Source organism: Streptomyces sp. NPDC005195 (assembly GCF_040608315.1).
Classification (GTDB): domain Bacteria; phylum Actinomycetota; class Actinomycetes; order Streptomycetales; family Streptomycetaceae; genus Streptomyces; species Streptomyces kaempferi.
The window spans coordinates 166,841-193,733 of sequence record NZ_JBEXHZ010000012.1 but is presented as its reverse complement, the minus strand read 5'-3'; the positions used below and the strand labels follow the sequence as shown (position 1 = coordinate 193,733).

The window sequence follows — 26,893 nt, the reverse complement described above, 5'->3', positions numbered from 1 at the left end:
ACGGCGGGGGCTTGCGCGCCTTCACCGGCGGCGGGGGCGGCCGGTTCGGGCTGCTCGGCACCCGGCAGCGCCTGATGGGCGCACTGACGTCGCTGGCGGACGGCGGGCACCCGGGCCGTGGTCGTCCCCGCACCCTCCGCGCCGTCGGCGTCCGCCGCACCCTCGGCGACTTCGCCGTCCTCGGTGACCGCGCCGTCCTCGGCGTCCTCGGTGTCTGCGTCCTCGGCTCCCACCGTCCCGCCGACGGCCGCGCCGACGCGCGGGGTCCTGGGCGGTCTCGGCGGGGCGGCCACGGACCACGGCACGGCCACCACGGCGGCCGGCGGGGCCCTGGTGACCGCGGGTGTCGTGGCGACGGCCTGGTTCCTGCGCCGCAGGTCCGAGCCCCGCCGGCGCTGACACCCCGGTCCGTCACCCCCGCGGCCGCCCGTCCGGGGAGGACCGCTCCCCCTCACGTCAGTGCGACGCGGACCGGTCCTCCTGGGGCGCGTCCGATGCGGACCCCGGGCTCGTCCCCTCCTCCGGCGCGGGCGGGTCCCCCAGGTGCGCGAACTCCTCCAGCGCATGGCCCAGCCACTGCGTCCAGAAGGTCTCCAGGTCGATACCGGCCCGCAGCACCAAATGCCGCAGCCGGTCCTGGGGAGCGTTCCTGCCGGGTGGGAAGTCCCGCTCCTGGATCGCCTCGTACTCCGCCAACTGCCGCTGATGAAGCGTGAGATGGCGACGCAGGTCGGTCTCGATGCCCGCGGTGCCGACGACGGCCGAGGCCCGCAGCCGCAGCAGCATCGTGTCGCGCAGGGGCTTGGGGTCCTGGGTGACGGCGGTCCAGCGGGCCAGCTCGTCGCGACCGGACGACAGCACCTCGTAGCTCTTCTTCTGTCCCCGGGCCGGCTGCGCGGACGGCAGGGCCCGGATGTATCCCTCGGACTCCAGCTTTCCCAGCTCGCGATAGATCTGCTGATGCGTCGCCGACCAGAAGTAGCCGATCGACTTGTCGAACCGCCTGGTGAGTTCGAGTCCGGACGAGGGCCTTTCGAGCAGGGCGGTGAGGATCGCGTGCGGGAGTGACATGGGTTCATCCTAGGGAGGGCCGCCCCCAGGGGACGGCCCTCGCTGTCGCGGGTCTCCGGGGGGCCTCCTACAGCGCCGCCGCCACCTCCGTGCCCTGCTTGATGGCCCGCTTGGCGTCCAGCTCGGCGGCCACGTCGGCACCGCCGATCAGATGCACGCTGTGTCCCGCGGCGGACAGTTCCTCGTACAGGTCACGGCGGGGCTCCTGCCCGGTGCACAGCACGATGGTGTCGACCTCCAGCACCTGGCCCGCGCCGTCGACGGTGACGTGCAGCCCGGCGTCGTCGATTCGGTCGTACCGGACACCCGGAACCATGGTGACGCCCCGGTGCTTGAGCTCGGTGCGGTGGATCCAGCCCGTGGTCTTGCCAAGTCCGGCTCCGACCTTGGAGGCCTTGCGCTGCAGGAGGTGGACGGTGCGCGGCGGTGCGGACCGCTCGGGCGTGCCGAGGCCGCCGGGGGCGCGGTAGTCCATGTCGACGCCCCAGTTGCGGAAGTACGTCGCCGGGTCCTCGCTCGCCTTGTCGCCGCCGTCGGTCAGGTACTCGGCGACGTCGAAGCCGATGCCGCCGGCCCCGAGGATCGCGACCCGGTCGCCGACGGGGGCGCCGTCACGCAGGACGTCGAGATAGCCGACGACGCTGGGGTGATCGACGCCGGGTATCTCGGGGGTGCGCGGACGCACGCCGGTGGCGACCACCACCTCGTCGTGGCCGGACACGTCCCCGGCGGTGACGCGGGTGTTCAACCGCACGTCCACGCCGTGCCGTTCGAGCTGGGTACGGAAGTACCGGATCGTCTCGTCGAACTCCTGCTTGCCGGGGACCTTGCGGGCCACGTTCAGCTGGCCGCCGATCTCGCCGGCGGCGTCGTAGAGCGTGACATCGTGGCCGCGCTCGGCCGCGGAGACCGCGCAGGCCAGTCCGGCGGGACCCGCGCCCACGACGGCCACGCGCTTGCGCAGCCGGGTCGGGGCGAGGACCAACTCGGTCTCGTGGCAGGCCCGCGGGTTGACCAGGCACGAGGTGATCCGGCCGCTGAAGGTGTGGTCGAGACAGGCCTGGTTGCAGCCGATGCAGGTGTTGATGGCCTCCGGCTGTCCGGCCGCCGCCTTGGCGACGAAGTCGGGGTCGGCGAGCATCGGCCGGGCGAGGGACACCATGTCGGCGTGACCGTCCGCGAGCAACTGCTCAGCGATCTCAGGGGTGTTGATGCGGTTGGTGGTCACCAGGGGGACGGAGACCGAGCCCATCACCTTCTTGGTCACCCAGGCGTACGCACCGCGCGGCACGGAGGTGGCGATGGTGGGGATACGGGCCTCGTGCCAGCCGATGCCGGTGTTGATGATCGTGGCTCCGGCGGCCTCCACGGCCCGGGCGAGTGTGATCACCTCGTCCAGTGAGGAGCCGCCCGGCACCAGGTCCAGCATCGACAGGCGGTAGATGATGATGAAGTTCTCGCCGACGGCCTCGCGCACCCGGCGGACGATCTCGACGGGGAAACGCATCCGGTTCTCGTAGGAGCCGCCCCAGCGGTCCTCGCGACGGTTGGTCTGGACGGCGATGAACTCGTTGATCAGGTAGCCCTCGGAGCCCATGATCTCGACGCCGTCGTAGCCGGCCCGCTGAGCGAGCCGGGCGGCGCGCACGTAGTCGTCGATCGTCTGCTCGACCTCGGCGTCGGTGAGCGCGTGCGGCGTGAAGGGACTGATCGGTGCCTGCAGGGCGCTGGGCGCGACCAGGTCCTGGTGGTAGGCGTACCGCCCGAAGTGCAGGATCTGCATCGCGATCCTGCCGCCCTCGCGGTGCACCGCCGCGGTGACCCCGGCGTGCTGGTCGGCCTCGGCCTCCGTGGTCAGCTTCGCGCCGCCCTCGTAGGGCCGTCCCGCCTCGTTGGGCGCGATGCCACCGGTGACCATGAGTCCGACACCGCCGCGGGCCCGGGTGGCGTAGAACTCCGCCATCCGCTCGAAGCCTCGCTCTGCCTCCTCGAGACCCACGTGCATGGAGCCCATGAGGACGCGGTTGGGCAGCGTGGTGAATCCCAGGTCGAGCGGGTTCAGCAGGTGCGGGTAACGGCTCATCGGGCCCTCCGTACGCGGTGTCGTACGTCTGTTGTAGACGACGGAACGCGCCTTGTGCAACTAGTTGCATAATGAGGAGGGTCACTCCGGCCGGTCAGCCAAGGGCCACCCTGGCGACGAGTTCTGCCACCTGCGCGGGCTGGTCGACCATCACCAGGTGCCCGGCGTCGGGGACGGTGACCATCGTGACGTTCGGACTGGCTTCGAGGCCCGCCCGTTCCTCGGCGGTCAGCCCGATCTCGTCCCGGTCGCCGCGTACGACCCAGGCGGGGCAGCCCGACGCGCGAAGCCGCGCCACCAGCGAGCCATGGCGGTCGAGGTAGGCGAAGTAGTGCCGGATCTCCCGGCGGCAGAACGCCGGGTCGTTCTTCCCGAACTCCGCGACCAGAGCCGCGCGGCGCCCCGGAGGCAGGTTGCCCGCCATGGCACGCGGCGCCAGCCGCACCAGGGCCCACCAGACCAGGGCCCCGATGCCCGGAAGCCGCCCGAGCCGGTCGGCGACGGCCAGCGACCTGGGTTCGTCGGGTCGCGAGAAGGTCGGGGACAACAGCACCACCGGGCCACAGAAGTGGCCGCCCGCCACCATCTCCAGCGCGATGTTGGCGCCGAGGCTGTGGCCCACCACCACATCGCATCCGTGTTCCGCGGCGAGCTCCCCGGCGAGCGCCGCGTAGTTCTCCAGGGCGAGGTCCCGGGGTGCCGGGGTCCCGGCGTGACCCGGGACCGTCGCGGCCACCAGCCGCACCGGCGCGCGCAGGAGCGACGGCGCGCAGACCATGTCGTCGTAGAACACCCTGCTGCACATCCCTCCCGGCAGGAGCAGCACGCTCTTCGGTGCGTCGGCGGGGCCGGACTCCTGGACGTCCCACACGGGGAACTCCTGGGCGCTGCGCACGGTCGGGCCTCCGTCTTCCTGCCACCGGTCAGCCACAGTGTGGGGGCGCGACCGGGGCAGGGTGACGATCCAGGGCCGAACGCGGCATGTCGGACGGCCGGGGGCGGCCGCTCAGGACACGCCGCTCACGGCATGGTGCCGATCACGACGTTGGCGTACAGCTCGTCGGAGACGGCCAGCGCGGCGATCAGACCGCTGCGCGCGAAGACCTCCACGGCCCGGGGCGCCTGGGGTTCGCTCGTCTCGACCAGGAGGCTGCCGCCGGGGGCGAGCCAGCGGGGCGCCTCGTCGGCCACCCGGCGCAGGATGTCGAGGCCGTCCGCGCCTCCGTCGAGGGCGGTGAGCGGCTCGTGGTCGCGGGCCTCCGACGGCAGCAGACCGACGTCGCCCGTGGGGACGTACGGCACGTTGGCGGCCAGGACGTCGACACGACCGCGCAGGGTGTCCGGCAGAGCCGCGTACAGGTCGCCCTGGTGGACCCGGCCACCGAAGGGCGCGACGTTGCGGCGGGCACAGCGGACCGCGGCCGGGTCGATGTCGGCGGCGTGCAGTTCGGGTCCGCCGAGGGACGCGGCCAGCGCCGCGCCGACCGCGCCCGAGCCGCAGCACAGGTCCACGACCACGGAGGCGTTCCGCGCCAGGGCGACGGCCTGGTCCACGAGGAACTCGGTACGGCGGCGCGGTACGAACACGCCCGCTTCCACGGCGACGCGCAGACCGTGGAACCCGGCCCAGCCGAGGACGTGTTCGAGGGGATGGCCCGAGACGCGCCGGTCGACCATGGCGGTGACCTCGTCCGGGGTGCGGGCGGTGGAGCGTATCAACTCCGCCTCGTCCTCGGCGAAGACACAGCCCGCGGCACGGAGAGCGGCGACAACAGGATCGGATGGGGAAGGCATGGAAGCCGAGAGCCTTTCGGTGAGCCGAAGGGCGCTCTCGCGGTCGCCTACCGGCGGTGAGCCGCGTCGACCTGAGGTGAGAGCACCCGACCTGAACTGGCGGTAATGGGTCCCACCTCCTCGGCAACTCCTGGGCTGGGGCGTTCCACAGCCGGGACCGTCACTTTACAGGAACCGTCAGACGACGACCGACTCCTCCAGCTCCTCCGCGGCCTCCCGTTCCTGTGCCGCCTCCCGCTCCTGCGAGACACCGCGCCGCTCCGGCTCCTCCGGCGGCACGAGCGCCGACTCGTCCCGTACGGCTTTCCGGGCGCGCCCGCGCTCGACGGCGCCCGCGACGGCGGTGACCAGCAGACCGACGACCAGCCAGACGGCCAACGTCCCCATGTCGCCGGCCAGTCCGTCCCGGTCGAAGTAGAGGAGGCTGCGGATGCCCTCGACGAAGCCGGCGCCGTTCCAGAAGGAGTGCAGCGCGCCGAAGAAGCCGTTCTGCAGCTCGGGCCGGAACAGACCACCGGAACTGGTGAAGTTGAGCATCACGAAGAGCACCATCATGGCGAGCGTGGTCCACCGCTTGAGGAACGTGTGGAGACCGACGCCGATGAAGAGGATGCCCGCCGAGTAGAGCCAGGCCACGCCCCACAGGCTCGTGAGGTCGTGGTGCGCGAGATGGAACACGGGTCCGGCGAGCAACGCGCCGATGGCGCCCACCACCGCCGAGACCCCGACGGCCAGCAGGGCCCGTATCCGCAGTGGCAGCTCCGCGCCGGCGGCGCCGAGCGCGGCGACGGACGCGTACGACCCGATGCTCAGGGCGATCAGGAGGAAGAACAGGCCCTGGCCCGTGGGGTCGTCGGCGACGGTCGGAGCGACGTCGGTCACCTTCAGCACCGCGCCCTGCCGGGCGGCGACCGGCGTGAAGACCTTCTCGACAGCCGTGGCGCCCATGTCGGACGCGGCGGTGGCGACGACGAGTTCGGGTGACCCGGTCCGCGGCACATAGGCGCCCGTGATGTCACGGGACCTGAGCAGGCCGACCGCCTCGGTGCGCGTCGCCACGGTCCGCACGTCGAGCTTGCTCCCCGCCGCGTCCTTGACGGTCTGGGCGAACACCTTCGTCTCGGCACCGGAGCCCACGACGGCCACCGGGAGATGGTGCGGCTCGGGTGTGACGAAGGCCCCCATATAGGCCAGCCCCATACCGAGACACATCAGCAGCGGGGTGACCAGGTGCGTGAGCACATGACGCAGGGCCGGTGAACGCAGTCCGGTGACCACGGAACCTCCTTTGATTGGCATATACAACCATCCATCAAGTTGTACTATACAACCAGAAGAGCGAAGGAGGTCCCATGAAGGCAGTCGAAGGGCCCGATGAGACCGTCGTCACCACCGGTGCGGCGGCCGTCGAGACCATCCAGCGCGAGATGACGGCCTTCGCCCGGCGGGCCAGGGCCTCGGCCGGGCGCATGCACCCTGAGCTGTCGCTCGTCTCGTACACTCTGCTCGGCCACCTGGAGGACAGGGGCGGCTGCCGGGCCACCGACCTGGCCGCGCACTACGCGCTGGACAAGTCCACGGTGAGCCGTCAGGTGGCGGTGCTGGAGCGGGCCGGGCTGGTCGAACGGCGGCTCGACCCGGACGACCACCGGGTACAGGTACTGCAGCTGACGGAGGCGGGCACCCGGATCCTCGCCCAGGTCACGGAGAGCCGGCGGATCGCCTTCCGCGAGCGGCTCGCGGACTGGCCGGCGGAGGACCTGGACCGGTTCGCCGCGTATCTGGTCCGCTACAACACCACGTCCGGAGCGTCCGCCGGCAAGGCGCGGGACAGCTGAGTCCTCCGGCGGGAGGTGCCCTCAGGGCAGCACCTCCCGCCGCCGTCCCGGGCTTCGGGCGGCCCCCGTGCGCCGCCCGACACCCACGGTCCCGGTGGTCAGCGGGCTCCCACGGCCCGCGCGTCCGCCAGGTCGGGGACCCGCGCGGCCAGGAAGCGGGTCGTGCGCCGCAGCTCGAAGCCCAGGGACTCGTAGAGACGGATCGCGCCGGTGTTCTCCGCGGCGGTGTGCAGGAACGGCGTCTCGCCCCGCTCCCGTATCCCGTGCGCGACGGCGAGGATCAGCCGGGAGGCCAGGCCCTGGCCGCGGAAGTCCGGGTCGGTGCAGACCGCGCTGATCTCCGTCCAGCCCGGCGGACGCAACCGCTCCCCCGCCATGGCGATCAGCGCACCGCCCCGGCGGATCCCGAGGTAGGTGCCGAGTTCGACGGTGCGCGCCAGGAAGGGGCCGGGCCTGGTGCGCTCCACCAGATCGAGCATCTCCGGCACGTCGGCGGAGCCGAGCCGTACCGCTTCGGCGTCCGGCGCCGCGGCGAGCCCGGCGTCGACGAGCTGGACGCCGTCGATGCTGAAGGTCAGCTCCCAGCCGTCCGGCGTCGCCCCGTTGAACCCGGCCAGCGGGGCCTCGCCGCCCGGACCCACGAGGGCCGCGAGGTCCGCCCAGTCCTCCGCGTCGGGGACGTCGGGCAGGGCCAGCCACGGGGATACGTCGACGGCGTAGCGCAGGACGCGGCCGCGGCGTTCGGCGAGGTGTGCGTGCGGGCCGGTCAGCGCTCCGAGGGCGGGGTTGTCCAGCGGGTGCGCGGCCGCGGTACGGGCGTCGCTCATCGGGCGACCTCGATCACGATCTTGCCGCGCGCATGGCCGTCCTCGACCGTGCGCAGCGCCTCGGCGGCGCGGTCCAGCGGAAAGGTCCCGGTCACGAAGGGCCGGAGCCGGCCGTCGACCACGAGCCGCGCCACCTCGTCGAGGACGGCGGCCGTACGGGCCCGCTCGACGCCCGCTCCGCCGAGCCGCGCGACCGTCTCCCGGTCGGCGCCGGTGATCAGCTTCGTCCGGTCGGCCAGCAAGGTCGCCGCGGCCTCCAGCACCTCGCCCCCGACGAGGTCGAGGACACCGTCCACACCGTCCGGCGCCGCCGCCCGCACCCGCTCGGCCAGACCGGGGCCGGCCGGGACGTGCACGGCGCCGAGCGACTCGACGAAGTCCTTCTTGCCGTCGCTCGCGACCCCCACCACTCGCAGTCCGAGCACCTGCGCGATCTGCGCGGCCGCGACGCCCACACCGCCGCCCGCGCCGGTGATCAGCACGGTCGCGCCGGAGGGCAGGCCGAGCTGGTGGACCGCGTCGTACGCCGTGGCCGCCGCGACGGGCAGCGTCGCCGCGTCCGTGTACGACAGCGCGGCGGGCTTGTGGGCGGTCACCGTCGTGGGCAGCAGGGCGTAGTCGGCGTATCCGCCGGCCACCGGGTTGCCGAAGACCTCGTCACCCGCCGCGAACCCGGTCACGTCGGGGCCGGTCTCCTCGACCACTCCAGCGACCTCGTTGCCGAACACGGCCGGCAGCTCGCGGGCCGCGGCGCCGGGGCGGCGGTAGCCCGTCCGCTGCTTCCAGTCGACGGGGTTCACCCCCGCCGCGCGGACGGCGACGAGTACCTCGCCGGCTCCCGGGTTCGGCCGGTCCTGTTCCACCAGGGCCTCGGCCTCGGGGCCGCCGTACCGGGTGAAGACGTACGCCTTGGGCATCCTGCTTCCTCGCTCTCCTCGCTGTCACCGGTGGCAGGGGCGCACCGGAGTCGGCATGGGGGCAAGGACGATCACGCCGCGGCTATTCCCCGGCCCCGGCGGCGTTCATCCGTCCGCAATGATCGCGGCCTCGCCCGGGGACGGAACACGGGCGCGGGCCACGTACGGTGGAAGGCGCACGCGCCGCGACGTGTGCGCACCGACCACGCTCGATCCGCGGGCCGTCGCACCCGATGGCCTGGAGGCAACCCGTCCCATGAACGTCACCCGAGGTTTCACCGGACGCCCGCGCGTCCACCACACCGGGCTGCCGCCCGGCCAGTACGACGCGGGCGACGACTGGCCCGTACTGTCCGCCGAGGTCACGCCCGCTCTCGCGGCCGCCGACTGGACCTTCCGGATCGACGGTCTGGTGGCCGAGCCCCACACCTGGGACTGGGAGCGGGCGCACGCGTTGCCCGCCTCGGCGTACGAGGGCGACATCCATTGTGTGACGAGCTGGTCGAAGTTCGGGGTGCGCTTCGGCGGCGTCTCGCTCGACGCCTTCCTGGAGCAGGTGCGCCCCCATGGAGGCGCCACCCATGTGGTCGCCTACTCGCACACCGGCTACACCACGAACCTCCCGCTCACCGACCTCACCGGCGGCCGTGCCTGGATCGCGTGGGAGTACGAGGGGAAGCCGCTGGCCGCCGAGCACGGTGGTCCGGCGCGGCTGATCGTGCCGCACCTGTACTTCTGGAAGAGCGCCAAATGGATCGCGGGCCTGCGGCTCCTGGACCACGACGAGCCGGGGTTCTGGGAGCAGAACGGCTACCACGCACGCGGCAATCCCTGGGAGGAGCAGCGCTACTCCGGTGACTGACACGACCGCCTCCCCGAGCGGCCTCGTCCCCGCGAAGCCCCTCGCACCCCCGGCCTCGGGCGCCTTCGTCCCCGTCACGAGCTTCGCCGTGCCGGGGCGCATCGCCGTGGGCGGCCGGACCGCCGCCACCTGGCGCGACGCCACGATCACCGCCGTCCGCCGGGAGACACCGCACGCCACCACCTTCCGGTTCGCGGTGCCGGGCTGGCCGGGGCACCTGCCCGGCCAGCACCTGATGCTGCGGCTGACTGCCGCGGACGGCTATGTGGCGCAGCGCCACTACTCCATCGCGTCGCCGCCCGACGACACCGGCCATATCGAACTCACCCTCGACCATGTCGAGGGCGGTGAGGTCTCCGGCTGGTTCCACACCGTGGCCGCGCCCGGGGACACGGTCGAGGTCCGGGGCCCGCTCAGCGGGTTCTTCGCCTGGCCGGGCGACCGGCCCGCGCTGCTCGTCGGCGCCGGCTCCGGCGTCGTACCGCTGATGTCGATGCTGCGCCACCACCGGCTGCGGGGACTGGACGTGCCGTTGCGGCTGCTCGTCTCCACGCGCGGCCCCGAGGAGCTGATCTACGCGCGGGAGTACGGCGCGGAGACCACGGCCGTCTTCACCCGTGGCGCCCCGGAGGGTGTGGCCGTCGGACGCCTGGCGGCCGCACATGTGGCACCGCTCCTGGCAGAACAGCCTCCTGGTGGGTGGGAGGCCTATGTGTGCGGCTCCAACGGGTTCGCCGAACACGCGTCGCGGCTGCTGGTCGAGGCGGGGCAGCCCGTGGACCGGATCCGCATCGAGCGCTTCGGCTGAACCGGGCGCGCGTCGCCCGCCGGGGTCCGGGCGCATCCCACGCCGCGGTCCGAGCGCGGCACACGTCGGGGGTCCGGGCGCAACACTTGTCGGGGATCCAGGCGCGGCGCGCGCCGCTGTCCGGACGCCGGTCCGATGCCCGGGTCCCCTGTCAGCCGTGCGGAACCACCGCCACCGCGCACGGGGCGTGCCGGATCAGTGAGCGCACGGCGCGGCCCGGGCCGGTGCCCGCCTCGCGCCCCACGACCAGCAGGCCGGCCCGCACGGACGCCCTCAGGAGGTGAGGTCCGGGGTGCCCTTGGACGACGTGCTCGCGCAATGTCGTCCCGGGGAACCTGCGGCGCCACAGCTGGAGGGTGCCGGCCAGCGCCCGGCCCGCGCCGTCCCCGTGCTCGGCCGTGTCCCCGGGCCGGGGTCCACGGACGGGGCGGGCGTACGGTTCGGACCGGGTCCACGCGTGCACCACGTGCAGCGGCGCCGAACGGAGGGCGGCCGTGTCGAAGGCGTAGCGGATCAGGTCGTCGGCCGGCCGGTCCACGTCGAGTCCCAGCACCACCGGCAGGTAGGGAGCCGAGTCGGGCGGTGAACCGTCGGTGGCGGGTGCCCGTTCGTCCTCGGGGAGTTCACCCGCGCGCACCACCACGACCGGGCGTGCGGCACGGGCCGCGACGGCGAGGGCGACCGAACCGACCTCGAAGCCCGCGAACCCGGTGGAGCCGCGTGAACCGACGACCAGGGTCTCCGTGTCCGCGGCCGCGGCCAGCAGGGCCTGCACCGCGGGTGTCCCGGTGCGCCGGGCGATGATTTCCAACGCCGGGTGTGCGTAGGAGAGTTGGATGGCCGCCCGATCGAGTGCGGTGCGGGTGCGCCCCGCGGGGACGTCGACGTCCGGGACCCGGCCGGAGACGGCCGGCCCGATCCCCGCGTGCAACAACCGCAAGGGAAGCCGACGGCGCCGTGCCTCCCTGGCGGCCCAGTCGGCGGCGTCGAGGCTGGTCGGCGAGCCGTCGATGCCGACGGTGATGGAGCGTGATCCGGTACTCATCGCCTCCTCCCCTGCCGCGGGCCGGAGTTGGTCGCGCGCCAGTGGGCGTCGAGTGCTGCTGGACGGGAATGCGTCATGGTGGCTCCTGTTTCGCCGCACGAAGTGGTTCGCGGGTTCCACAGGGGGTGCGGATCATTCGTACGGCGGCACAATCACCGTACGGATTCTCCATGGACGCTCGCGGCCGTACGCGGTGCGCCGCTGGAGGGTGGAGCGGGGCAGGGAAGTGACGATGGGTACGCGGGTACGCGGCTGGCGCTGGCGCCGCAGTCCGTTGCGCCGCCGTTGTGACGTCGTGGAGGCGTGGGCGCTGCTGGCCGTCGTCGTGCTGCTGGTCGTCGGCGCGCCGCTGGCCGGGGTGGCCGTGGGACGGCGGGTGTACGACGACGCGCGGGCACGGGCCGCCACGCAGCGGGCCGAGCGGCACCTGGCGGCCGCCGTCATCGTCGAGGACGCGCCCGCCGCCGTGCCCTCGCCGACCGGACGGCAGCCCTCGTATCCGGTGAGGGTGCGCTGGACCGAGCCGGGCGGGGACTCGCGCACCGGCCTGGCCCAGGTTCCCGCGGGAGCCCGGCAGGGTGAGCACACCCGCGTCTGGCTGGACTCCGGCGGCCGTCGGGTCGGTCCACCGGTGAACGCGTCCGCGGTCTGGCAACACACCCTGATGGCGGGCCTGTTCACCGCCGGGGCCGCCGGGGCCGCCGTCATCGGCGTCCACCTCGCCGGAGGTCGGGCCTCGGCACGCCGCCGCCTCGCCGAGTGGGAGCGGGACTGGGAACGTACCGGGCCGGAGTGGCGGCGCCACACGCCCTGACCGGCGCGGCCCCTTCCGGGCATGGGCGGCGGGACGCGGGGCAGAAGGCCCGGTGGCCTGCGCCGTCAAGGCGCGGGCGGACGCGGAACCAGGCATGGCGGCCCTCCGGCCGCCCCCGTACGGTGTGATCGTCCGCAGCCGCGACGTCTTCAAAGGTGGTCCTTCATGGCCCTGTTCGACCTCCCCCTCGACGAGCTCCGCGGGTACCGCAGTGCCTCGGCCGAGCCCGAGGACTTCGACGCCTTCTGGGCCAGGACCCTCCAGGAGACGCGTGAACACGGCCTGGACGCCCGCTTCGAGCCCGTCGGGACCCGTCTCAGGACCGTCGAGGTGTACGACGTCACGTACGCCGGGTTCGGCGGGCACCCGGTCAAGGGCTGGCTCACCCTGCCGGCCGGGGCCGACGCGCCGCTGCCCGCGGTCGTCGAGTTCGTCGGGTACGGCGGCGGCCGGGGCCTCCCCCACACGCATCTGCTCTGGGCCTCGGCGGGCTTCGCGCACTTCGTGATGGACACACGCGGCCAGGGCAGCGCGTGGGGCGGCGGCGAGACCCCGGACCCGGTGGGCAGCGCGCCCGCGTACCCCGGCTACATGACCCGCGGTATCGACGCTCCCGAGAACTACTACTACCGCCGGGTGTTCACCGACGGAGTGCGCGCGGTGGAGGCGGTCCGCTCGCACCCGCTGGTCGACCCGGCGCGCACCGCGGCCGTCGGCGCGAGCCAGGGCGGCGGCATCACGATCGCGGTGGGCGGTCTCGTCCCCGACCTGGCCGCGATCGCTCCCGACGTGCCGTTCCTCTGCGACTTCCCGCGTGCGACGACGCTGACCGACCGGCATCCCTACCGGGAGATCGGCAGTTTCCTCAAGACCCACCGTGGCCGCGCCGACGACGTCCGGCGCACCCTCTCCTACTTCGACGGGGTCCACTTCGCGGCGCGCGGCAGCGCTCCGGCGCTCTTCTCGGCCGGCCTGGAGGACCAGACCTGCCCGCCGTCCACGGTCTTCGCCGCGTTCAACGCCTGGGCCCACGAGGAGAAGACGATCGAGGTCTACGACTTCAACGACCACGAGGGCGGGGGCCCCTACCAGGAGGCGGCCCAGCTCCGGTGGCTCCCCTCGTACCTCTAGGCGTGCCGCGAAGGTCCCGCCTGCCACGCGACGCCTGGCACGCCCTCCGGGCGGACGACGGGACCTTCGCGATCCGGCCGGTGCCGCGGCACCGGCCGGGGTTCAGCCCGCCGTTCCGCGCGGAACGACCGTCCCGAGCACGGCGGGCAGGGGATACCAGTCCGCCGACACCACGCTGGCGTGCCGCGCGGCGAGGAGGGCGACGCGCTCAAGTGCCTGTGCCTGGGTGGGATTGGTGCCGTCGATGGCGGGCGGCACGTTCTGGGCGTCGGTCATGACGACGAGGTAGTGACGCTCGTCGTACCAGGCGGTGTCGATCGTGCCGCCCGCGTAGGCGGCGGCGTCGCCGTCGTACATCACGAACCAGGGGCGGATGGTCGTGTCGGTGTAGCGGGTGCGCGGGTCGCCCGCGGCCGCGCCGTGCACGGCGGGGAAGGCGGACGCCTCGCGCAGCCGGCCGGCTGCGGCCAGGTCGCGGAGGTGGGTGGCGTACTCGCGGTCCGTCCACAGCGAGTCGAGGGGGTTGTTCTCCTCGACGGTGCCGGGAATGAGCTCGACGACGAACTTGCCCGCGAGCGCCGAACGGGCGGGCCAGCCGTCCGCCTGGACGGCCGAGTCGAGGTCGGGATGGGAGCCCGCGACGTCGGCGGGCCGCAGCAGCGCGTCACCGAGCTTCGCCGTCAGCAGGGCGTCCAACTGGGTGGGTCCGCGGCCGATGTTGGCCGCGAAGCCGTCCTTCATCTCGATCTTCAGCTGGATCGGCCGGTGCCCCGGGTGCGCGTCGTGCCACGCCCGGATGTCGGAGAGGCAGCCGCCGAGATCGCGGTTGCCGGACTTGGTGCGCAGCTCGGAGGCGTTCGCCGCGTTCACGCAGTTGTTGTCGTTGCCGATCGGGTTGCTGTGCGAGACGCGCCAGGAGGCCCCGAACACGTTGGTCCACACGTCGAGTTCCAGCATCCCGGCGCCGGAGTCCAGCGCGTCGGCGAAGTAGGGGTACTTCGCCTTGTCGTAGGAGTTGTGTACGCCCACCGAGGTGCTGGAGGAGTACGAGAGGTCCGCGGCGCTCGCCCCGGGGGACGTGGTCATGGCGATGGCTCCCGCCGTCGCCACCGCGATCCCTGTACGTGCCAACACCCTCACATGTCTGCGCATGTTCCCCCTGCCTCTCCCGCATCGGTGGTCAACCGACGTGCAGCGTAGGGGTGTTGGGTGACATCCGGAAGAGCCCGTGATGACGGGAGGGCGGACACCGCACCACGCGGCAGGAGGTGCGCCGGCGCCCGGCGGAGGACGGATGTGGCGCGGCCACTTCCACCCGGTCCGACCAGTCGGTATGTTCGGGGCCGATGTCCCTACGGATGACGGAGGTCTCCATGCCCCAGCCCGCGCCCGATGTCCGGGGCCACTGCGACGCACGCTTCACGGCGGTCCGCACGGCGTTCGAGGAGAACTTCCGGGACCGTGGCGAACTGGGCGCGGCGGTGACCGTGATGCTCGGCGGCGAGACGGTGGTGGATCTCTGGGGCGGCTGGGCCGACGCGGCAGGCACCCGCCCCTGGGAGCGCGAGACGCTCGTCAACGTGTGGTCGACGTCGAAGGGCCCGACCGCACTGTGTGCGCACATCCTGGCCGATCGCGGGCTGCTCGACCTCGACGCGCCGGTGGCCGCGTACTGGCCGGAGTTCGCGGCGGCGGGCAAGGAGGCCGTTCTCGTACGGCATCTGCTGTCGCACCGGGCGGGGCTGGCGGGGTTGCGCGAGCCGCACACCTTCGAGCAGCTCTGCGACTGGGAGCTGACCGTCGGCCGGCTCGCGGCCCAGGAGCCCTGGTGGGAGCCGGGGACGCGGTCCGGCTATCACGCCCTCACGTTCGGCCATCTGGTGGGCGAGGTGGTGCGGCGGGTGTCCGGGCTGCTGCCGGGCGCGTTCCTGGAGCGGGAGGTGACCGGCCCGCTCGGGATCGACTTCACCGTCGGACTGCCCGAGAAGGAGGTCGGGCGCGTGGCCGAGCTGGTGCATCCGCCGGCCGCGTCGAGCAGTGAACAGGCGGCAGTCTTCGCCCAGTTGGCGCCCGCGGCGGTGGCCGCGCTGACCAACCCGCTGGTCGGCGCCGCCGAGGCCAACACCGCGCGCTGGCGGGCGGCCGAGATCCCGGCCGCGAACGGCCACGGCACGGCTCGGGCGATCGCCGCGCTGTACGGGATCTTCGCCGGGCGAGGGTCGCACGGCTCCCGGCAGGTGCTCTCGCCGGAGGCCGCGGAGCGGGTGCGCGAGGGACAGGGAAGCTGCCGGGACCTGGTCCTGGGTGCCGGGTTCGAGCACGAGACGCAGGCCGGGCTCGGGCTGTGGCTGAGCGGCGCCAACGCCTCGTACGGACCCAACCCGAGGGCTTTCGGACATGACGGCTTCGGCGGCTCCTGCGGTCTCGCCGACCCCGAGGCGGCCCTCTCCCTGGGGTACGTCATGAACCGCATGGGGCCGCACATCGCCGACGACCCAAGGAAGATGGCGCTCGTGGACGCCCTCTACAGCGCCCTGTGAGCGCGCCGGAACCGCCGGGAGCGCGCGGTCTGAAATCGGCCGAACCTCCCGGCCGCCCTTCCCTCGTGGTTTAGACCAATGCTAGATCTGGTCGCGCAATGAGCCCGCACGGCTACGTCTAGTCACCACGCAGGAGGCGCGGACATGGCCCGCACCAGCCACCCGTCCGACATCCGTCCGACCGACCCGCCCGCGCGGGACCTCCACCCCTCCGGCCAGGAGACCCGGTACTCGCGGATCGCCACCCAGCTCCTCGGTGAACTGCGCGACGGCACCGTTCCGCCCGGCGAACGCCTCCCGGGTGAGCGGGAGCTGGCGACCAGGTTCGGGGTCAGCCGGGAGACCGTACGCCAGGCACTGCAGCAGTTGCGGCTGGCCGGGCTGGTCTCCACCGACCGGCGCGGCAGCCACGCGACACTCCCCGGCAGCCACGCCGAGCACATCCCGTCGCTGGACTTCCCGGTCGGCGCGCACAGCCGGGAACCGTGCGGCGTCCGGCACGCGCGGGTGACCTGGGAGGCGCCTTCACCCGAGCACGCCCTGGCCCTGGGGCTCGCGCCACGCCGCCCGACCCTCGTGCACCGCTACGAGTCGGCCGCGGCGGACGGCAGCGGACTGCGGACGGCCGTCACCTCCTTCTCAGCGGTCGCGGTGACGGAAGTGGAGGAACTCGCGCGCTACCGCGACCGCGCGGACGGCACCGCCTCGGCGCAGCTGCGGCGGGCCTACGACTGGATGCGCCGGGCCGGGCTGACCCTGCACCACCGGGACGCGATCACCCGGCTCCCCCAGTCCGTGCTGGTGACCCGGCGCGTGCACGACCAGTACGACCGGCCCCTGGAGATCACCGACCTCGTCGTGGAGGCGCAACAGGACGCGCTTGTCTACGAGTTCACGCTGCCGGCGGCCGGCTGACCCGGCCGGTGCCCACGCTGCCCCGGCCCGGTGCCAACCGGTCCCGCGCCCGGTGCCCTTGGTGGTCGGCCGGCCGCGTTCCGGGCCGCACGGGGGGCCGGCCCGGCGTCGCGGGCCGGCCCGGCCACCCCGTCCAGGACCGGCGTTCCCGGGTGGTCGCTCAGCCGGCGCGGCTCGGCGTGGCGGGCCCGTCCGTCTTCAGGCTGACGTGGACACCGTCCTCCTCGACCCGCGCCGAGGTGGCGCGCAGCCCCAGCGGATACTCCTCGGGGTCGGCCCGCCGCGCGACCGCGTCGCGGATCCGTCGCGCCATGGCGTCGGGGGCGGGCCTGCCCATGATCTCGACCGCGGTCACCGTCATCCCGACGCGTCCGCCCACGGTTTCGGGCCGGACGGTCACGCTTCCCAGGCCACCCTGCCCGATCAGCAGCGTCAGGGTGTCCCGGTCGGGGTCGGTACGCACTCCGGTGACCGGCAGGCCGCCGGAGTCCCCGGCCAGGCCGGCCACAGCACTCGACGGGACCAGCACGGTCACCCGCGCCGAGGCCACCTCGGCGCGTTCGTCACCGCCGCCGGTCAGCCGTACGTCCTCCAGCCGGGCGTGGAACGAGGCGTCGGGAATCCGGCCGATGCGCGCGTGCGCTCCGTCCACCTCGACGAACGGCAGTCGTCTGTCGGCGAGTTGGAGGAGCGCGGGCCGGGACGAGAGCCCGATCTCAAGATCTCCGTCCGGCACCCGGGACGCCATCGCGGTACGGATGCGGTGCTCCAGCTCGGCGCGGGCGAACAGTTCACCGCCCACCGGAAGGGCGACCAGCAGACCCGCGCAGGCCAGGGCGGTCACGGTGCGGCGCCTCATGCGGTCGTCTCCGTCCCACGGACCGCGGCGGATTCCGGCCGCCGGACCACAACCGTCCCCTCGGGGTCGAGGCGCGGCAGGATCCGGTCCAGTGGACGCGGGAGCCACCAATTGGCCCTGCCGAAGAGGTACATGGTGGCCGGGACGAGCAGCAGCCGCACGATCGTGGCGTCGATGACCACGCTCACACCGAGCCCGAGCGCCATCATCTTGATCACCACGTTGGTGGAGAGCAGGAAGGCGAGGAACACACTGGTCATGACGATCGCCGCGCAGCTGATGACCCGCGCGGTGGCGGCCAGTCCGCCGGCCACACTCGCGTCGTTGTCCCCGGTCTCGAGCCACACCTCACGGATGCGCGAGAGCAGGAAGATCTCGTAGTCCATCGAGAGCCCGAAGACGATGGCGAACATCATCGTCGGGACGAACGACTCGACGGGCACGGGCTCGGTCACACCGAACAGCGCACCGCCCCAGCCCCATTGGAAGACGGCGACCACCACACCGTAGGCCGCGCCGATCGACAGCAGGTTGAGGACGGCGGCCTTGAGGGCCACGAGGAGACTGCGGAAGACGCAGAGCAGCACGACGAAGGCCGCGGCGACGACCACCCCCACGACCCACGGCAGCCGTTCCACCAGGGTGTCGCGGAACGCGATCTGGACGGCGGTGGTGCCGGTGACGTAGGCGCGCGCCCCGGTGCCGTCGAGTGCCCGCGGCAGCACCTGGTCCTCCAGTCGGTGCACCAGGGCGGTGGTGGACGCGTCCTCCGGCCCCCGGTGGGGCACGACCGTGGCGGTGAGCAGACCGCCGTCCGACGTGGGGACCGGCCCGGTGACGGTGACGACGTCGGGGGTGCCGGAGAGCGCGGCGCGCACGCCGGCGGTGACCGCGTCCCGGTCCGCGCCGGTCCCGTCCAGTGCGACGACCACCGTGAGCGGGCCGTTCGTGCCCGCGCCGAACCCGTCCGAGATCACGTCGTAGGCCCGGCGCTCGGTGTAGTCCGCCGGGCTCGCGCCCGCGTCGATGTGACCGAGCCGCATGGAGGCGACGGGAAGCGCGAGGACCCCGAGAACCAGCAGGCCCGCGACGAGGAAGAGCCAGGGCCTGCGGCCGACGGTCGCGGCCCAGCGGCGCCAGGTGTCGTCGTCGCCCTCGGACTCGGCCACCGGCCGGCGCACGCTCCAGCGGTCTAGGCGCGCGCCCATCAGCCCGAGCAGCGCCGGAGTCAGGGTGAGCGAGGCGAGCGCGGCGACCAGCACGGTGATCCCGGCGGCGGCGCCCAGGCTGCCGATGAACGAGACACCCGAGGCGTACAGGCCGGCGAGCGCCATGGCGACCGTCGCCGCCGCGACCAGGACGGCCCGTCCACTGGTGGCGAGGGCGCGCCCCGCCGCCTCCTCCGGGCCCGCCCCGGACACGAGCAGTCCGCGGTGGCGCGTGGTGAGGAACAGCGCGTAGTCGAGACCGACGCCCAGCCCCATCATCGTGGCGAGGGTGGGCGCGGTGGCACCGAAGGTGACGCCCGCGGCCACGAGTCCGAGGACGGCCACCCCGCCCGCGAGTCCGGCGACCGCGGTGACCAAGGGCAGGCCCGCCGCCGCGACACTGCCGAAACCGAACAGCAGCACGACCACGGCGGTCACCAGGCCGATCGCCTCCGACAGTCCGTCGGCGGCCTTGGGCCGGGCCAGCTGGCCGAGGGGTCCGCCGTAGTCCACGCTCACGTGATCGGCGCGCAGGCCGGCGACGGCCCGGTCGACCCCGTCCAGGTACGAACGGTCGAAGGTCGCGGGGTTGTCGGCGAACCGGACCGTGGCGTAGCCGGCCGTGCCGTCCGCGGAGACGGCGCCCGGCGTGGTCAGCGGTCCGGCGACCGTGAGCACCTCGGGCAGCCGGCCGAGCCCGGCCGTCGCGGCGTCGAGGGACGTCCGGTGGGCGGCGAGCCCGTCGTCCGCCGTCACGACGATCTGCGCGCCGACGCCCTTCAGATCGCTGCCGTGCTCCTCCAGCAGATCGGCGCCCCGCTGCGCGGTCGTGCCCGGCAGCGAGAACTCGTCCTCGTAGGTGCCGCCCCAGGCCCGGTCGGCGGCGAAGGCGGCGACCAGGACGAGCAGCCAGGCGACGATCACCCGCCGGGCGTGACGGGCGCACCAGCGGCCCAGTCGGTGCAGCGCGCCGGGAGGTGTGGCCGGGGGCGGGCCCGGGGGTGCGGTGTCGGGAGGTGCGGAGGCAGTCATGACGGGATCATGGAAGCCGCAGGTGAGCGGTGGATCAGCGGAATGTTCGAGGAATGTCAGGGCGCGCGGCCACCGGCCCGCGTACCGGCGCCGCCGGGCTAGCATCGAATTCGCGTACGACCCCTCGTACGGCGAGTCCCGTACGGCCCCCCGGTCGTACAGCCAGTCCCGTACGGCCCCCCAGCCGTACCGCCAGTCCCGTACGCCCGCGCGTACGGCCTCCGTACGTATCCGCGTACGGCCCCCGTACGCATCCCCCCGCACGAGTCCCCCACGGATCCCGGTGCGCGGGGGACGAGGAGCACCGCATGCCGGACAGCAAGGGCCTCGTGCTGGTCGTCGAGGACGAGCGGCACATCGCCGACCTCCAGCGGCTCTATCTGACCCGCGAGGGCTTTGGTGTGCACGTCGAGACGGACGGCCGGGACGGACTGGCGGCGGCGCGGCGGCTGCGTCCCGTGGCGATCGTCCTCGACATCGCGCTGCCGGGGCTGGACGGCGTCGAGGTGTGCCGCAGACTGCGCGAGGACGGCGACTGGACGCCGGTGCTGCTGGTCACGGCCCGCGACGACGAGGCCGACCGCGTGCTCGGTCTGGAACTCGGCGCGGACGACTACGTCACCAAACCCTTCTCGCCCCGGGAGCTGGTCGCCCGGGTCAAGACGGTGCTGCGCCGCACGGCCGGACCGCCCGAAGCCTCGGCCCGGCGCGTGGGACGGGTCGCGGTCGACCCCGTGCGCCGCACGGCGGAGGCCGACGGGCGGTCCGTGGAACTGACGGCCACCGAGTTCGACCTGCTCGCCCATCTGCTGCGCCATCCCGGCCGGGTCTTCCCCCGCGAGCAGCTGCTCGCGCAGGTGTGGGGCCAGGCCGACTACCGGGGCAGCCGGACCGTGGACGTCCATGTCGCGCAACTGCGCGCCAAGCTCGGCGACGCCAGCCCGATCCGGACCGTGCGGGGCGTCGGCTACAGCGCCGCGGACCCGGCACGGTGAGGGTTCCCCGGTACGGCGGCGGCCGGCTGTGGCGGCGGCCTGGTCCGATCACCCGCGGCATCACCCTGGTGACGACGGCGGTCGCGCTGGTCGCCGTGGTACTCACGGGTGTCACCGCCTGGTACCTCGTGCGGACCGGCGCGGAGGCCCAGCAGCGCGACCAACTGGGCCGCCAGGCAGAAGTGCTGAGCCGGACGCCCGCCCTCTCGGAGCTCCTCCTCGACCGTGAACAGCGGCTCGCGGGCTCCAACGGACAGCAGGTCGCGGTCGTCGTCCCCGGCGGGGAGACGGTGGGTCCGGCGACCGCGGCCGTGGACGACCGGACACGGACGAGGCTGCTCGGCGGTGAGGCGGTGTCCACCGAGGCGTCCCTGAACGGCACGCGCGTCCTGGTCGAGGGCCGTCCCACCCCCGGGGGCGGTGCCGTCGTGCTGACCCAGCCGTACGTCGTCGTCCACGACAGTGTGGCCCGGATGCGCAGGGCGCTTCCGCTCCCGCTCGCGGTCGGTCTGGTGGGCGGCGGTCTCGCCGGGCTGCTGCTGGCCCGGCGTCTGTCGCGGCCGCTCACCGCGGCCGCGACCACGGCCCGGCGGCTGGCCGAGGGTGAGCGCGGGCTGCGGGCCGCGCCGGGCGGACCCCGTGAACTGACCGACCTCACCGGTGCGTTGAACGTCCTCGACGAAGCGCTGGCGCACAGCGAGAACCGGCAGCGGGAGTTCCTGCTCTCCGTCTCGCACGAGCTGCGCACCCCGCTCACCGCGACCCTGGGCTACGCGGAGGCGCTCGCCGACGGCGTGGTCGGACCCGAGGAACTCCCCATGGTGGGCGAGACCCTGCTCAGCGAGACACGGCGGCTGGAACGCTTCGTGCAGGACCTGCTGGATCTCGCCCATCTGGAGACCGACGACTTCCGTGTCGAGACCCGGCCGGTGGATCTGGACGCGCTGGTCGGGAAAGCCGGCACGGTCTGGGCGGATCGCTGCGCGCGGCACGGTGTGGTCTTCCGGGTCGAGCGGCCGGGCCGTGCCCTGACCGTCGAGACGGACGGCGTACGGGTACGCCAGATGATCGACGGCCTCGCGGAGAACGCGCTGCGGGTGACGCCGGCGGGCGCGCCCCTGGTGCTGGCCCTCGTCCCGGACGGCGGCGGCGCCCGGATCCAGGTGCGCGACGGCGGCCCCGGGCTCACACCCGAGGACGCCGCGGTCGCCTTCGAACGCGGCACCCTGCACGCCCGCTACCAGGGCGTGCGGCCGGTCGGAACCGGCCTCGGCCTGGCCATCGTGCACCGGCTCGCCCAGCGTCTGGGCGGTTCGGTGACGGCGTCGGGGCACGGCCCCGAGGGCGGCGCGTGTTTCACCGTACGGGTGCCGGAGCGGCCGGGGCCGACCGGCTGACCCACTGGCCGCCTTCGGCTTCCACACCCTTGCCGAGGCTCGCGTGTGTCCCCTCGGTCGTCCTCAGTCCGCAGTCCGCAGTCCTCAGTCCTCAGTCCTCGGTGACCCGGATGATGCTCCGGCCGGGGACGCGCCTCCCGGGGGCGAAGACGGCGGCCGCCTCGGACAGCGGCCGCACCTCGCCGATCCGTACGCCGAGTCGTCCGTCGCGGAGCCGCTGGGCGAGGTCCGTGAGGCGCGCGCGGTCGGGTTCCACGACGAAGAAGATCGCCCGCCCGTCCTCGGGCCGGACGGAAGGAGGCCGGGTGATCGTGACGAGTGTGCCGCCGCCGCGTACGAGCGCGGCCGAGCGGTCGAGGATGTCACCGCCGATCACGTCGAACACCACGTCGACCTGGTCGGCGTCCTCCAGGCGGTCGGTCTCCAGGTCCAGGAAGGCGTGCGCGCCCAGCGCGAGGACGGTCTCCCGGTCGGCGGACCGGCCGGTGCCGACCACGCGGGCTCCCGCCTCGCGTGCGAGCTGCGCCGCGAGCGAACCGACGCCGCCCGCGGCGCCGTGGATCAGGACGGTCTGGCCGGTCATGACGTGCGCGTGATCGAACAGACCCTGCCAGGCGGTCAGTCCGGAGATCGGCAGCGCGGCCGCCGACGCGTGGTCGACGTCGGCGGGCAGCGGGGCGAGGTTGCGGGCCTCGACGGCGACGTACTCGGCCAGCGAGCCGTCGCGGGTCCAGTCGGTCAGCCCGAAGACCCGCTGGCCGACGGTGAGACCGGTGGTTCCGTATCCGAGCTCCGCCACGACGCCCGAGACCTCGTGTCCGGGCACGCTCGGAGTGCGGTCGCGGCCGGCGCGATCGGACCAGGTCCCGGGCCAGTCGAGCTCTCCGCGGGTGAATCCCGCGGCATGCACCCGCACGATGACGTCGTTCTCGGCGGCGTGGGGATGGGGCAGGTCCGTCAAGGTCAGGCCACGGGTGGCCGCGTCGCGGTCTCGGACGACGATGGCTTTCATCAACGTTCCTCTCTGGTTTTCGGCACCGGTCTCGGGGCCGGTGGATCCCTGGTCACGGGACCGGCCCGCGTGGACGAGGGCGATCAGTGGGCGATCAGTGACCCCGGCGGGCTCAGCGCGACGTGACTGACGACATGGGCGGCGGAGAAGACCATCGGCCCGCTCCTGGCTTCTTCGCATTCACTTCGCCCAGGGCGCGTCCATGATGCGCTCGACCATGGTCGTGCGGCGGAAACCCGGTACGAAGTGTTCCAGCACGTCCGAGTTGACGGTCCCGTAGGTGGTGTCGGGACGATTCCTGAGCCCGTCGACACATGCCCGCAGGAATTCCGTCTTGAATTCTCCGCGCGGATGGGCGGCGACGATCTCCTCCACCTGAGCGCCGTCCAGTCCGTCCAGCCCCCAGCCCACCACGTCGGTGAGAACTCCGTAGTTCATGGCAGCCGTCTCCGGGCCCATCCGGCCGGGAATCCCCGGCGTCGTGTGGAGCGCGATCGTCGTCCAGACGACCTCGGCGGCGCCGGCGGGGAACCCGCGGTCGAGCAGGAACCTGCGCGCGTGGTCGGCGCCGTCGAGCTCGAAGCGCTGCTCCTCGCCCGAGAACGGGGTCAAAAGGCCCGTGTCGTGAAACATGGCGGAGATGTAGAGAAGTTCCGGATCGGGCTGGAGGCCGAGCTTCTGCGCGTGAAGGCTGCCGAAGAGGAAAACACGCCGAGAGTGATGGAAGATGAGCGGCCCGGTCGTTTCCCTGAGGAAATCGGTGGCTTCCGCCACTGCCGCGGTCTCGGGAATTTCCACCTCTGCGATGATGTCGTTCATGATGTCCACGCTTTCCGATGTGGTGTGTGACGAGTAGCCGGTCCTTCCGCCTTCTACGGTGCCGACCACATGGCCGGGGCCGCCGCATCGGTACGGCCAGGAACCACTTGAATCCGGACACCGAAGGAACGGGACCGTGACCCTCGCCCCGCACCGCGTCGTGATCCTCGTCTACGACGGGGTCAAACTGCTGGATGTCGCCGGTCCCGCAGAGGTGTTCGCCGAAGCGAATCGACTGGGTGCCGACTACCGCATCGCCCTGCTGTCGACCACCGGGGCCGACGTCGCCTCGTCCACCGGCATACGTGTCGCCGTCGACGGCGACCCCACCTCCGAGCCTGCCCCCGACACATTCGTGGTGCCAGGCGGGGACATCTACCCGAGGACGCCCGTCACCCGCGATCTGGCCGAGGCCGCGGGGGCTCTGGCGGTCCGGTCCGGTCGGGTGGCGTCCGTCTGCTCGGGGGCGTTCGTCCTCGGTGCCGCCGGCCTCCTGGACGGCAAGCGCGCGACCACGCACTGGAAGGTCGCGGGGGAACTCGCCGCCCGGTACCCGAAGACCCGCGTCGAACCCGACTCCATCTACGTGCGTGACGGAACCACGTACACCTCGGCGGGTGTCAGTGCCGGCATCGATCTGGCGCTGGCGCTCGTCGAGGAGGACCACGGCCCCGACCTGGGCCGGGACGTCGCCCGCGCCCTGGTGGTCTATCTGCGACGTGCCGGCGGCCAGTCACAGTTCTCCGCGCCCCTTCAGGGCCCCCCTCCCCGGTCCCCGGCCCTTCGGGGCATTGTCGACCTGGTGACGGGTGATCCTGGCGGGAGCCACTCCGTCGATGAACTCGCCAGGCACCTCAACCTCAGCCCCCGCCATCTGACGCGGCTGTTCCGGGAGGAGATGTCCACGACACCGGCCCGGTACGTCGAGTCGATCCGGTTCGACATCGCGAAGGCTCTGCTCGACCAGGGCCACACCGCGACACAGGCGGCGGCTCTGGCCGGATTTCCCGGTTACGAGAGTCTGCGTCGGGTCTTCGCCCGGGAGTTGTCCCTCAGTCCCGGGGCCTACCAGCGCCGCTTCGGCACCGCTCGCCGCGCGTAAGACCCCACCAGACGACCTCGCCGAGCCGGCCGGACCCGCGGCGGAGCCGGCGGGCCCGGTCCGGACCGCGTTCCGGCGCCCGGCGGGTTCGGCTCGGAGCGAGGAACGACGGCCGAACAGCCGACAGCTCAGGGGCAGCGCGTGCCCGCTGCGCTGACCTAAGGTCCCCTTCATGACTTCGTTCCGTCCCGCCCCCGGCTGGCTGGCCGACGCCGTCTTCTACCAGATCTACCCGCAGTCCTTCGCCGACTCGAACGGCGACGGCATCGGTGACTTCCACGGGATCACCGAGCGCCTCGACCACCTCGCGTGGCTGGGCGTCAACACCGTGTGGCTCAACCCGTGCTTCGTGTCGCCGTTCCGCGACGCCGGATACGACATCCGCGACTACCTGGCCGTGGCCCCCCGCCACGGCTCCTGCGACGACCTCGCCGAGCTGGTGGACCAGGCGTCCCGGCGCGGCATCCGGGTCCTGCTGGACCTGGTGGCCGGCCACACCTCCGACGAGCACCCCTGGTTCACGGCCGCCGCCGACGACCCGGCCGACGACCGCTACATCTGGGCGCCCGAGGGCCGCCCGGACGGCTTCGTCCCCTCCCCCGGCACGCGGCCGGGGGCCTATCTCCCCAACTTCTTCGCCTTCCAGCCCGCCCTCAACTTCGGCTACGCGCGCGGGAATCCGGCGGAGCCATGGCGCGGACCGGTGAATGCCGAGGGCCCGCGTGCCAACCGGGCGGCCCTGCGCACGATCATGGATCACTGGCTGGGCCTCGGTCTGTCCGGCTTCCGCGTCGACATGGCCGCGTCGCTCGTCAAGGACGACCCCGGGAGGCGCGAAACCGCAGCGGTCTGGGGCGAGTTGCGCCACTGGCTGGACGACGCGCATCCGGACGCGGTGCTGCTCTCGGAGTGGGGCGAGCCGGAGGTCTCCGTTCCCGCGGGCTTCCACGCCGACTTCTTCCTGCAGTTCGGCGGCGACACCGACGGTCTGGCGCTGCGGTCGCTGTGGAGCAACGGCACGGGGACGGTCAACGAGGCCTGGGACCCGCTCGACTGCTTCTTCGACCCGAGTGGCCTGGGCTCGCCCGAGCCCTTCGTCGAGGCCTGGCGCCGGGCGTCCGGCACGCTCGGCGCGAGCGGCTTCATCTCCCTGCCCACCGCCAACCACGACTTCTCCCGCCTCAGCTGCGGTCCCCGCACGGCCGAACAGCTTCCGGTCGCCTTCGCCTTCCAGCTCACCTGGCCGACCCTCCCGGCGATCTACTACGGCGACGAGATCGGCATGCGCTACGTCCCTGATCTGCCCGACAAGGAAGGCAGTGTGCTCGGTCCGCGCTACAACCGCGCGGGTTCGCGTACCCCGATGCAGTGGGACGACGGCCCGAACGCCGGCTTCTCCACGGCTCCGGCGGACCGCCTCTACCTCCCCCTCGACCCGTCACCGACCCGTCCCACCGTCGCCGCGCAGCGCGCCGACGAGAACTCGCTCCTGCACCTGGTGCGCCGCCTCATCGCCCTGCGCTCCGTCGCCCCCGAGCTCGGCCCGGACGGCTCGGTGGAGGTGCTGCACGCCGGATACCCGTTCGTCCACGTGCGCGGCGGCCGCTATCTCGTTGTCCTCAATCCGGCCCGGAGCAGCGGGACTTGCACGCTCGACGGTATCCGTGGCGCCCGGCCGCTGGAGACCTCCGGTGTCCACCTGAACGGCTCCTCCGTCACCGCCGACGGTTTCGCGTACGGGGTCTTCGAACTCGACGGGTGAGCCGAGGGCGCCCCGGCCGGGCCCCCGTCGCAAGGGGATCCGGCCGGGGCGGAGCTCCGGCG

The 26,893-nt window shown here is 73.1% G+C and carries 24 protein-coding genes and 1 pseudogene; 11 read left to right on the top strand and 14 right to left on the bottom strand.

What is annotated here, in order from left to right:
- From ABZV34_RS16460 to ABZV34_RS16435, 6 genes and pseudogenes are all read right to left on the bottom strand, one after another.
- Nucleotides 1–305 (bottom strand): annotated as a pseudogene (locus tag ABZV34_RS16460) (hypothetical protein); the annotation flags it as partial.
- Between the two features lie 151 nt (nt 306–456).
- Complete coding sequence (locus ABZV34_RS16455; RefSeq protein WP_356276123.1) at nt 457–1,071, bottom strand: PadR family transcriptional regulator; 615 nt, start codon at nt 1,069–1,071, stop codon at nt 457–459.
- A 67-nt stretch (nt 1,072–1,138) separates the two neighbouring features.
- The gene (locus ABZV34_RS16450; protein WP_356276120.1) at nt 1,139–3,154 is read right to left on the bottom strand and encodes an NADPH-dependent 2,4-dienoyl-CoA reductase; all 2,016 of its coding nucleotides are present in this window, start codon (nt 3,152–3,154) and stop codon (nt 1,139–1,141) included.
- A gap of 94 nt (nt 3,155–3,248) precedes the next feature.
- A complete protein-coding gene (locus ABZV34_RS16445; protein ID WP_356276117.1) occupies nt 3,249–4,049 on the bottom strand; it encodes an alpha/beta hydrolase in 801 nt (266 codons plus the stop codon).
- 125 nt (nt 4,050–4,174) lie between these two features.
- A complete protein-coding gene (locus tag ABZV34_RS16440) occupies nt 4,175–4,948 on the bottom strand; it encodes a putative protein N(5)-glutamine methyltransferase (RefSeq protein WP_356276114.1) in 774 nt (257 codons plus the stop codon).
- Between the two features lie 177 nt (nt 4,949–5,125).
- Nucleotides 5,126–6,247 (bottom strand): hypothetical protein, encoded by a 1,122-nt coding sequence (locus ABZV34_RS16435; protein WP_356276111.1) that lies wholly within the window; start codon nt 6,245–6,247, stop codon nt 5,126–5,128.
- A gap of 53 nt (nt 6,248–6,300) precedes the next feature.
- Between ABZV34_RS16435 and ABZV34_RS16430 the strand changes: the two genes are divergently transcribed.
- Nucleotides 6,301–6,786 (top strand): MarR family winged helix-turn-helix transcriptional regulator, encoded by a 486-nt coding sequence (locus ABZV34_RS16430; RefSeq protein ID WP_356276108.1) that lies wholly within the window; start codon nt 6,301–6,303, stop codon nt 6,784–6,786.
- 98 nt (nt 6,787–6,884) lie between these two features.
- Here ABZV34_RS16430 and ABZV34_RS16425 read toward each other — a convergent pair whose 3' ends face one another.
- Nucleotides 6,885–7,613: a GNAT family N-acetyltransferase gene (locus ABZV34_RS16425; RefSeq protein ID WP_356276106.1), complete on the bottom strand. Its 729-nt coding sequence runs from the start codon at nt 7,611–7,613 to the stop codon at nt 6,885–6,887.
- Nucleotides 7,610–8,530, bottom strand: coding sequence for an NADP-dependent oxidoreductase (locus ABZV34_RS16420; protein ID WP_356276104.1), 921 nt, complete (start codon nt 8,528–8,530; stop codon nt 7,610–7,612). Before ABZV34_RS16420 ends, ABZV34_RS16425 begins: the two co-directional genes overlap by 4 nt.
- A 256-nt stretch (nt 8,531–8,786) precedes the next feature.
- Here ABZV34_RS16420 and ABZV34_RS16415 point away from each other — a divergent pair, with 256 nt between their 5' ends.
- A complete protein-coding gene (locus ABZV34_RS16415; protein ID WP_356276102.1) occupies nt 8,787–9,392 on the top strand; it encodes a sulfite oxidase-like oxidoreductase in 606 nt (201 codons plus the stop codon).
- A gap of 88 nt (nt 9,393–9,480) precedes the next feature.
- The gene (locus tag ABZV34_RS16410; RefSeq protein WP_356276160.1) at nt 9,481–10,200 is read left to right on the top strand and encodes a ferredoxin reductase; all 720 of its coding nucleotides are present in this window, start codon (nt 9,481–9,483) and stop codon (nt 10,198–10,200) included.
- Nucleotides 10,201–10,351: 151 nt separating this feature from the next.
- On the opposite strand, the gene ABZV34_RS16405 is transcribed toward ABZV34_RS16410, so the two are convergent.
- Nucleotides 10,352–11,245, bottom strand: coding sequence for a universal stress protein (locus ABZV34_RS16405; protein ID WP_356276099.1), 894 nt, complete (start codon nt 11,243–11,245; stop codon nt 10,352–10,354).
- A gap of 232 nt (nt 11,246–11,477) precedes the next feature.
- Between ABZV34_RS16405 and ABZV34_RS16400 the strand changes: the two genes are divergently transcribed.
- The gene (locus tag ABZV34_RS16400) at nt 11,478–12,059 is read left to right on the top strand and encodes a hypothetical protein (protein ID WP_356276096.1); all 582 of its coding nucleotides are present in this window, start codon (nt 11,478–11,480) and stop codon (nt 12,057–12,059) included.
- 165 nt (nt 12,060–12,224) lie between these two features.
- Entirely contained in the window at nt 12,225–13,190 is a 966-nt protein-coding gene (locus ABZV34_RS16395; RefSeq protein ID WP_356276094.1) for an acetylxylan esterase, read from the top strand.
- Between the two features lie 102 nt (nt 13,191–13,292).
- Here ABZV34_RS16395 and ABZV34_RS16390 read toward each other — a convergent pair whose 3' ends face one another.
- Nucleotides 13,293–14,276 (bottom strand): phosphatidylinositol-specific phospholipase C domain-containing protein, encoded by a 984-nt coding sequence (locus ABZV34_RS16390; RefSeq protein ID WP_356276091.1) that lies wholly within the window; start codon nt 14,274–14,276, stop codon nt 13,293–13,295.
- Between the two features lie 287 nt (nt 14,277–14,563).
- Between ABZV34_RS16390 and ABZV34_RS16385 the strand changes: the two genes are divergently transcribed.
- Nucleotides 14,564–15,730 (top strand): serine hydrolase domain-containing protein, encoded by a 1,167-nt coding sequence (locus tag ABZV34_RS16385; RefSeq protein ID WP_356276088.1) that lies wholly within the window; start codon nt 14,564–14,566, stop codon nt 15,728–15,730.
- A 144-nt stretch (nt 15,731–15,874) separates the two neighbouring features.
- Nucleotides 15,875–16,645, top strand: a complete 771-nt coding sequence (locus tag ABZV34_RS16380) for a GntR family transcriptional regulator (RefSeq protein ID WP_356276085.1) — start codon at nt 15,875–15,877, stop codon at nt 16,643–16,645.
- Nucleotides 16,646–16,805: 160 nt separating this feature from the next.
- On the opposite strand, the gene ABZV34_RS16375 is transcribed toward ABZV34_RS16380, so the two are convergent.
- Both ABZV34_RS16375 and ABZV34_RS16370 read right to left on the bottom strand, forming a co-directional pair.
- Nucleotides 16,806–17,504 carry a DUF2993 domain-containing protein gene (locus ABZV34_RS16375; RefSeq protein ID WP_356276082.1) on the bottom strand — a complete coding sequence of 233 codons (699 nt, stop codon included), beginning with the start codon at nt 17,502–17,504 and terminating at the stop codon, nt 16,806–16,808.
- Nucleotides 17,501–19,744: an MMPL family transporter gene (locus tag ABZV34_RS16370; protein WP_356276080.1), complete on the bottom strand. Its 2,244-nt coding sequence runs from the start codon at nt 19,742–19,744 to the stop codon at nt 17,501–17,503. The genes ABZV34_RS16375 and ABZV34_RS16370 overlap by 4 nt, the downstream gene beginning before the upstream one ends.
- 53 nt (nt 19,745–19,797) lie before the next feature.
- On the opposite strand from ABZV34_RS16370, the gene ABZV34_RS16365 reads away from it, so the two are divergent.
- Together ABZV34_RS16365 and ABZV34_RS16360 are read left to right on the top strand one after the other, a co-directional pair.
- Complete coding sequence (locus ABZV34_RS16365) at nt 19,798–20,739, top strand: response regulator (RefSeq protein WP_356276077.1); 942 nt, start codon at nt 19,798–19,800, stop codon at nt 20,737–20,739.
- Complete coding sequence (locus tag ABZV34_RS16360) at nt 20,736–22,136, top strand: HAMP domain-containing sensor histidine kinase (RefSeq protein ID WP_356276074.1); 1,401 nt, start codon at nt 20,736–20,738, stop codon at nt 22,134–22,136. The genes ABZV34_RS16365 and ABZV34_RS16360 overlap by 4 nt, the downstream gene beginning before the upstream one ends.
- Nucleotides 22,137–22,227: 91 nt before the next feature.
- Here ABZV34_RS16360 and ABZV34_RS16355 read toward each other — a convergent pair whose 3' ends face one another.
- Nucleotides 22,228–23,148 carry an NADP-dependent oxidoreductase gene (locus tag ABZV34_RS16355; protein WP_356276071.1) on the bottom strand — a complete coding sequence of 307 codons (921 nt, stop codon included), beginning with the start codon at nt 23,146–23,148 and terminating at the stop codon, nt 22,228–22,230.
- A 180-nt stretch (nt 23,149–23,328) separates the two neighbouring features.
- Nucleotides 23,329–23,967, bottom strand: coding sequence for an HD domain-containing protein (locus tag ABZV34_RS16350; protein ID WP_356276157.1), 639 nt, complete (start codon nt 23,965–23,967; stop codon nt 23,329–23,331).
- Between the two features lie 136 nt (nt 23,968–24,103).
- Between ABZV34_RS16350 and ABZV34_RS16345 the strand changes: the two genes are divergently transcribed.
- Both ABZV34_RS16345 and ABZV34_RS16340 read left to right on the top strand, forming a co-directional pair.
- Nucleotides 24,104–25,069 (top strand): GlxA family transcriptional regulator, encoded by a 966-nt coding sequence (locus ABZV34_RS16345; RefSeq protein WP_356276068.1) that lies wholly within the window; start codon nt 24,104–24,106, stop codon nt 25,067–25,069.
- A 172-nt stretch (nt 25,070–25,241) separates the two neighbouring features.
- The gene (locus ABZV34_RS16340; protein ID WP_356276065.1) at nt 25,242–26,831 is read left to right on the top strand and encodes an alpha-amylase family glycosyl hydrolase; all 1,590 of its coding nucleotides are present in this window, start codon (nt 25,242–25,244) and stop codon (nt 26,829–26,831) included.
- Nucleotides 26,832–26,893 lie beyond the last annotated feature (62 nt).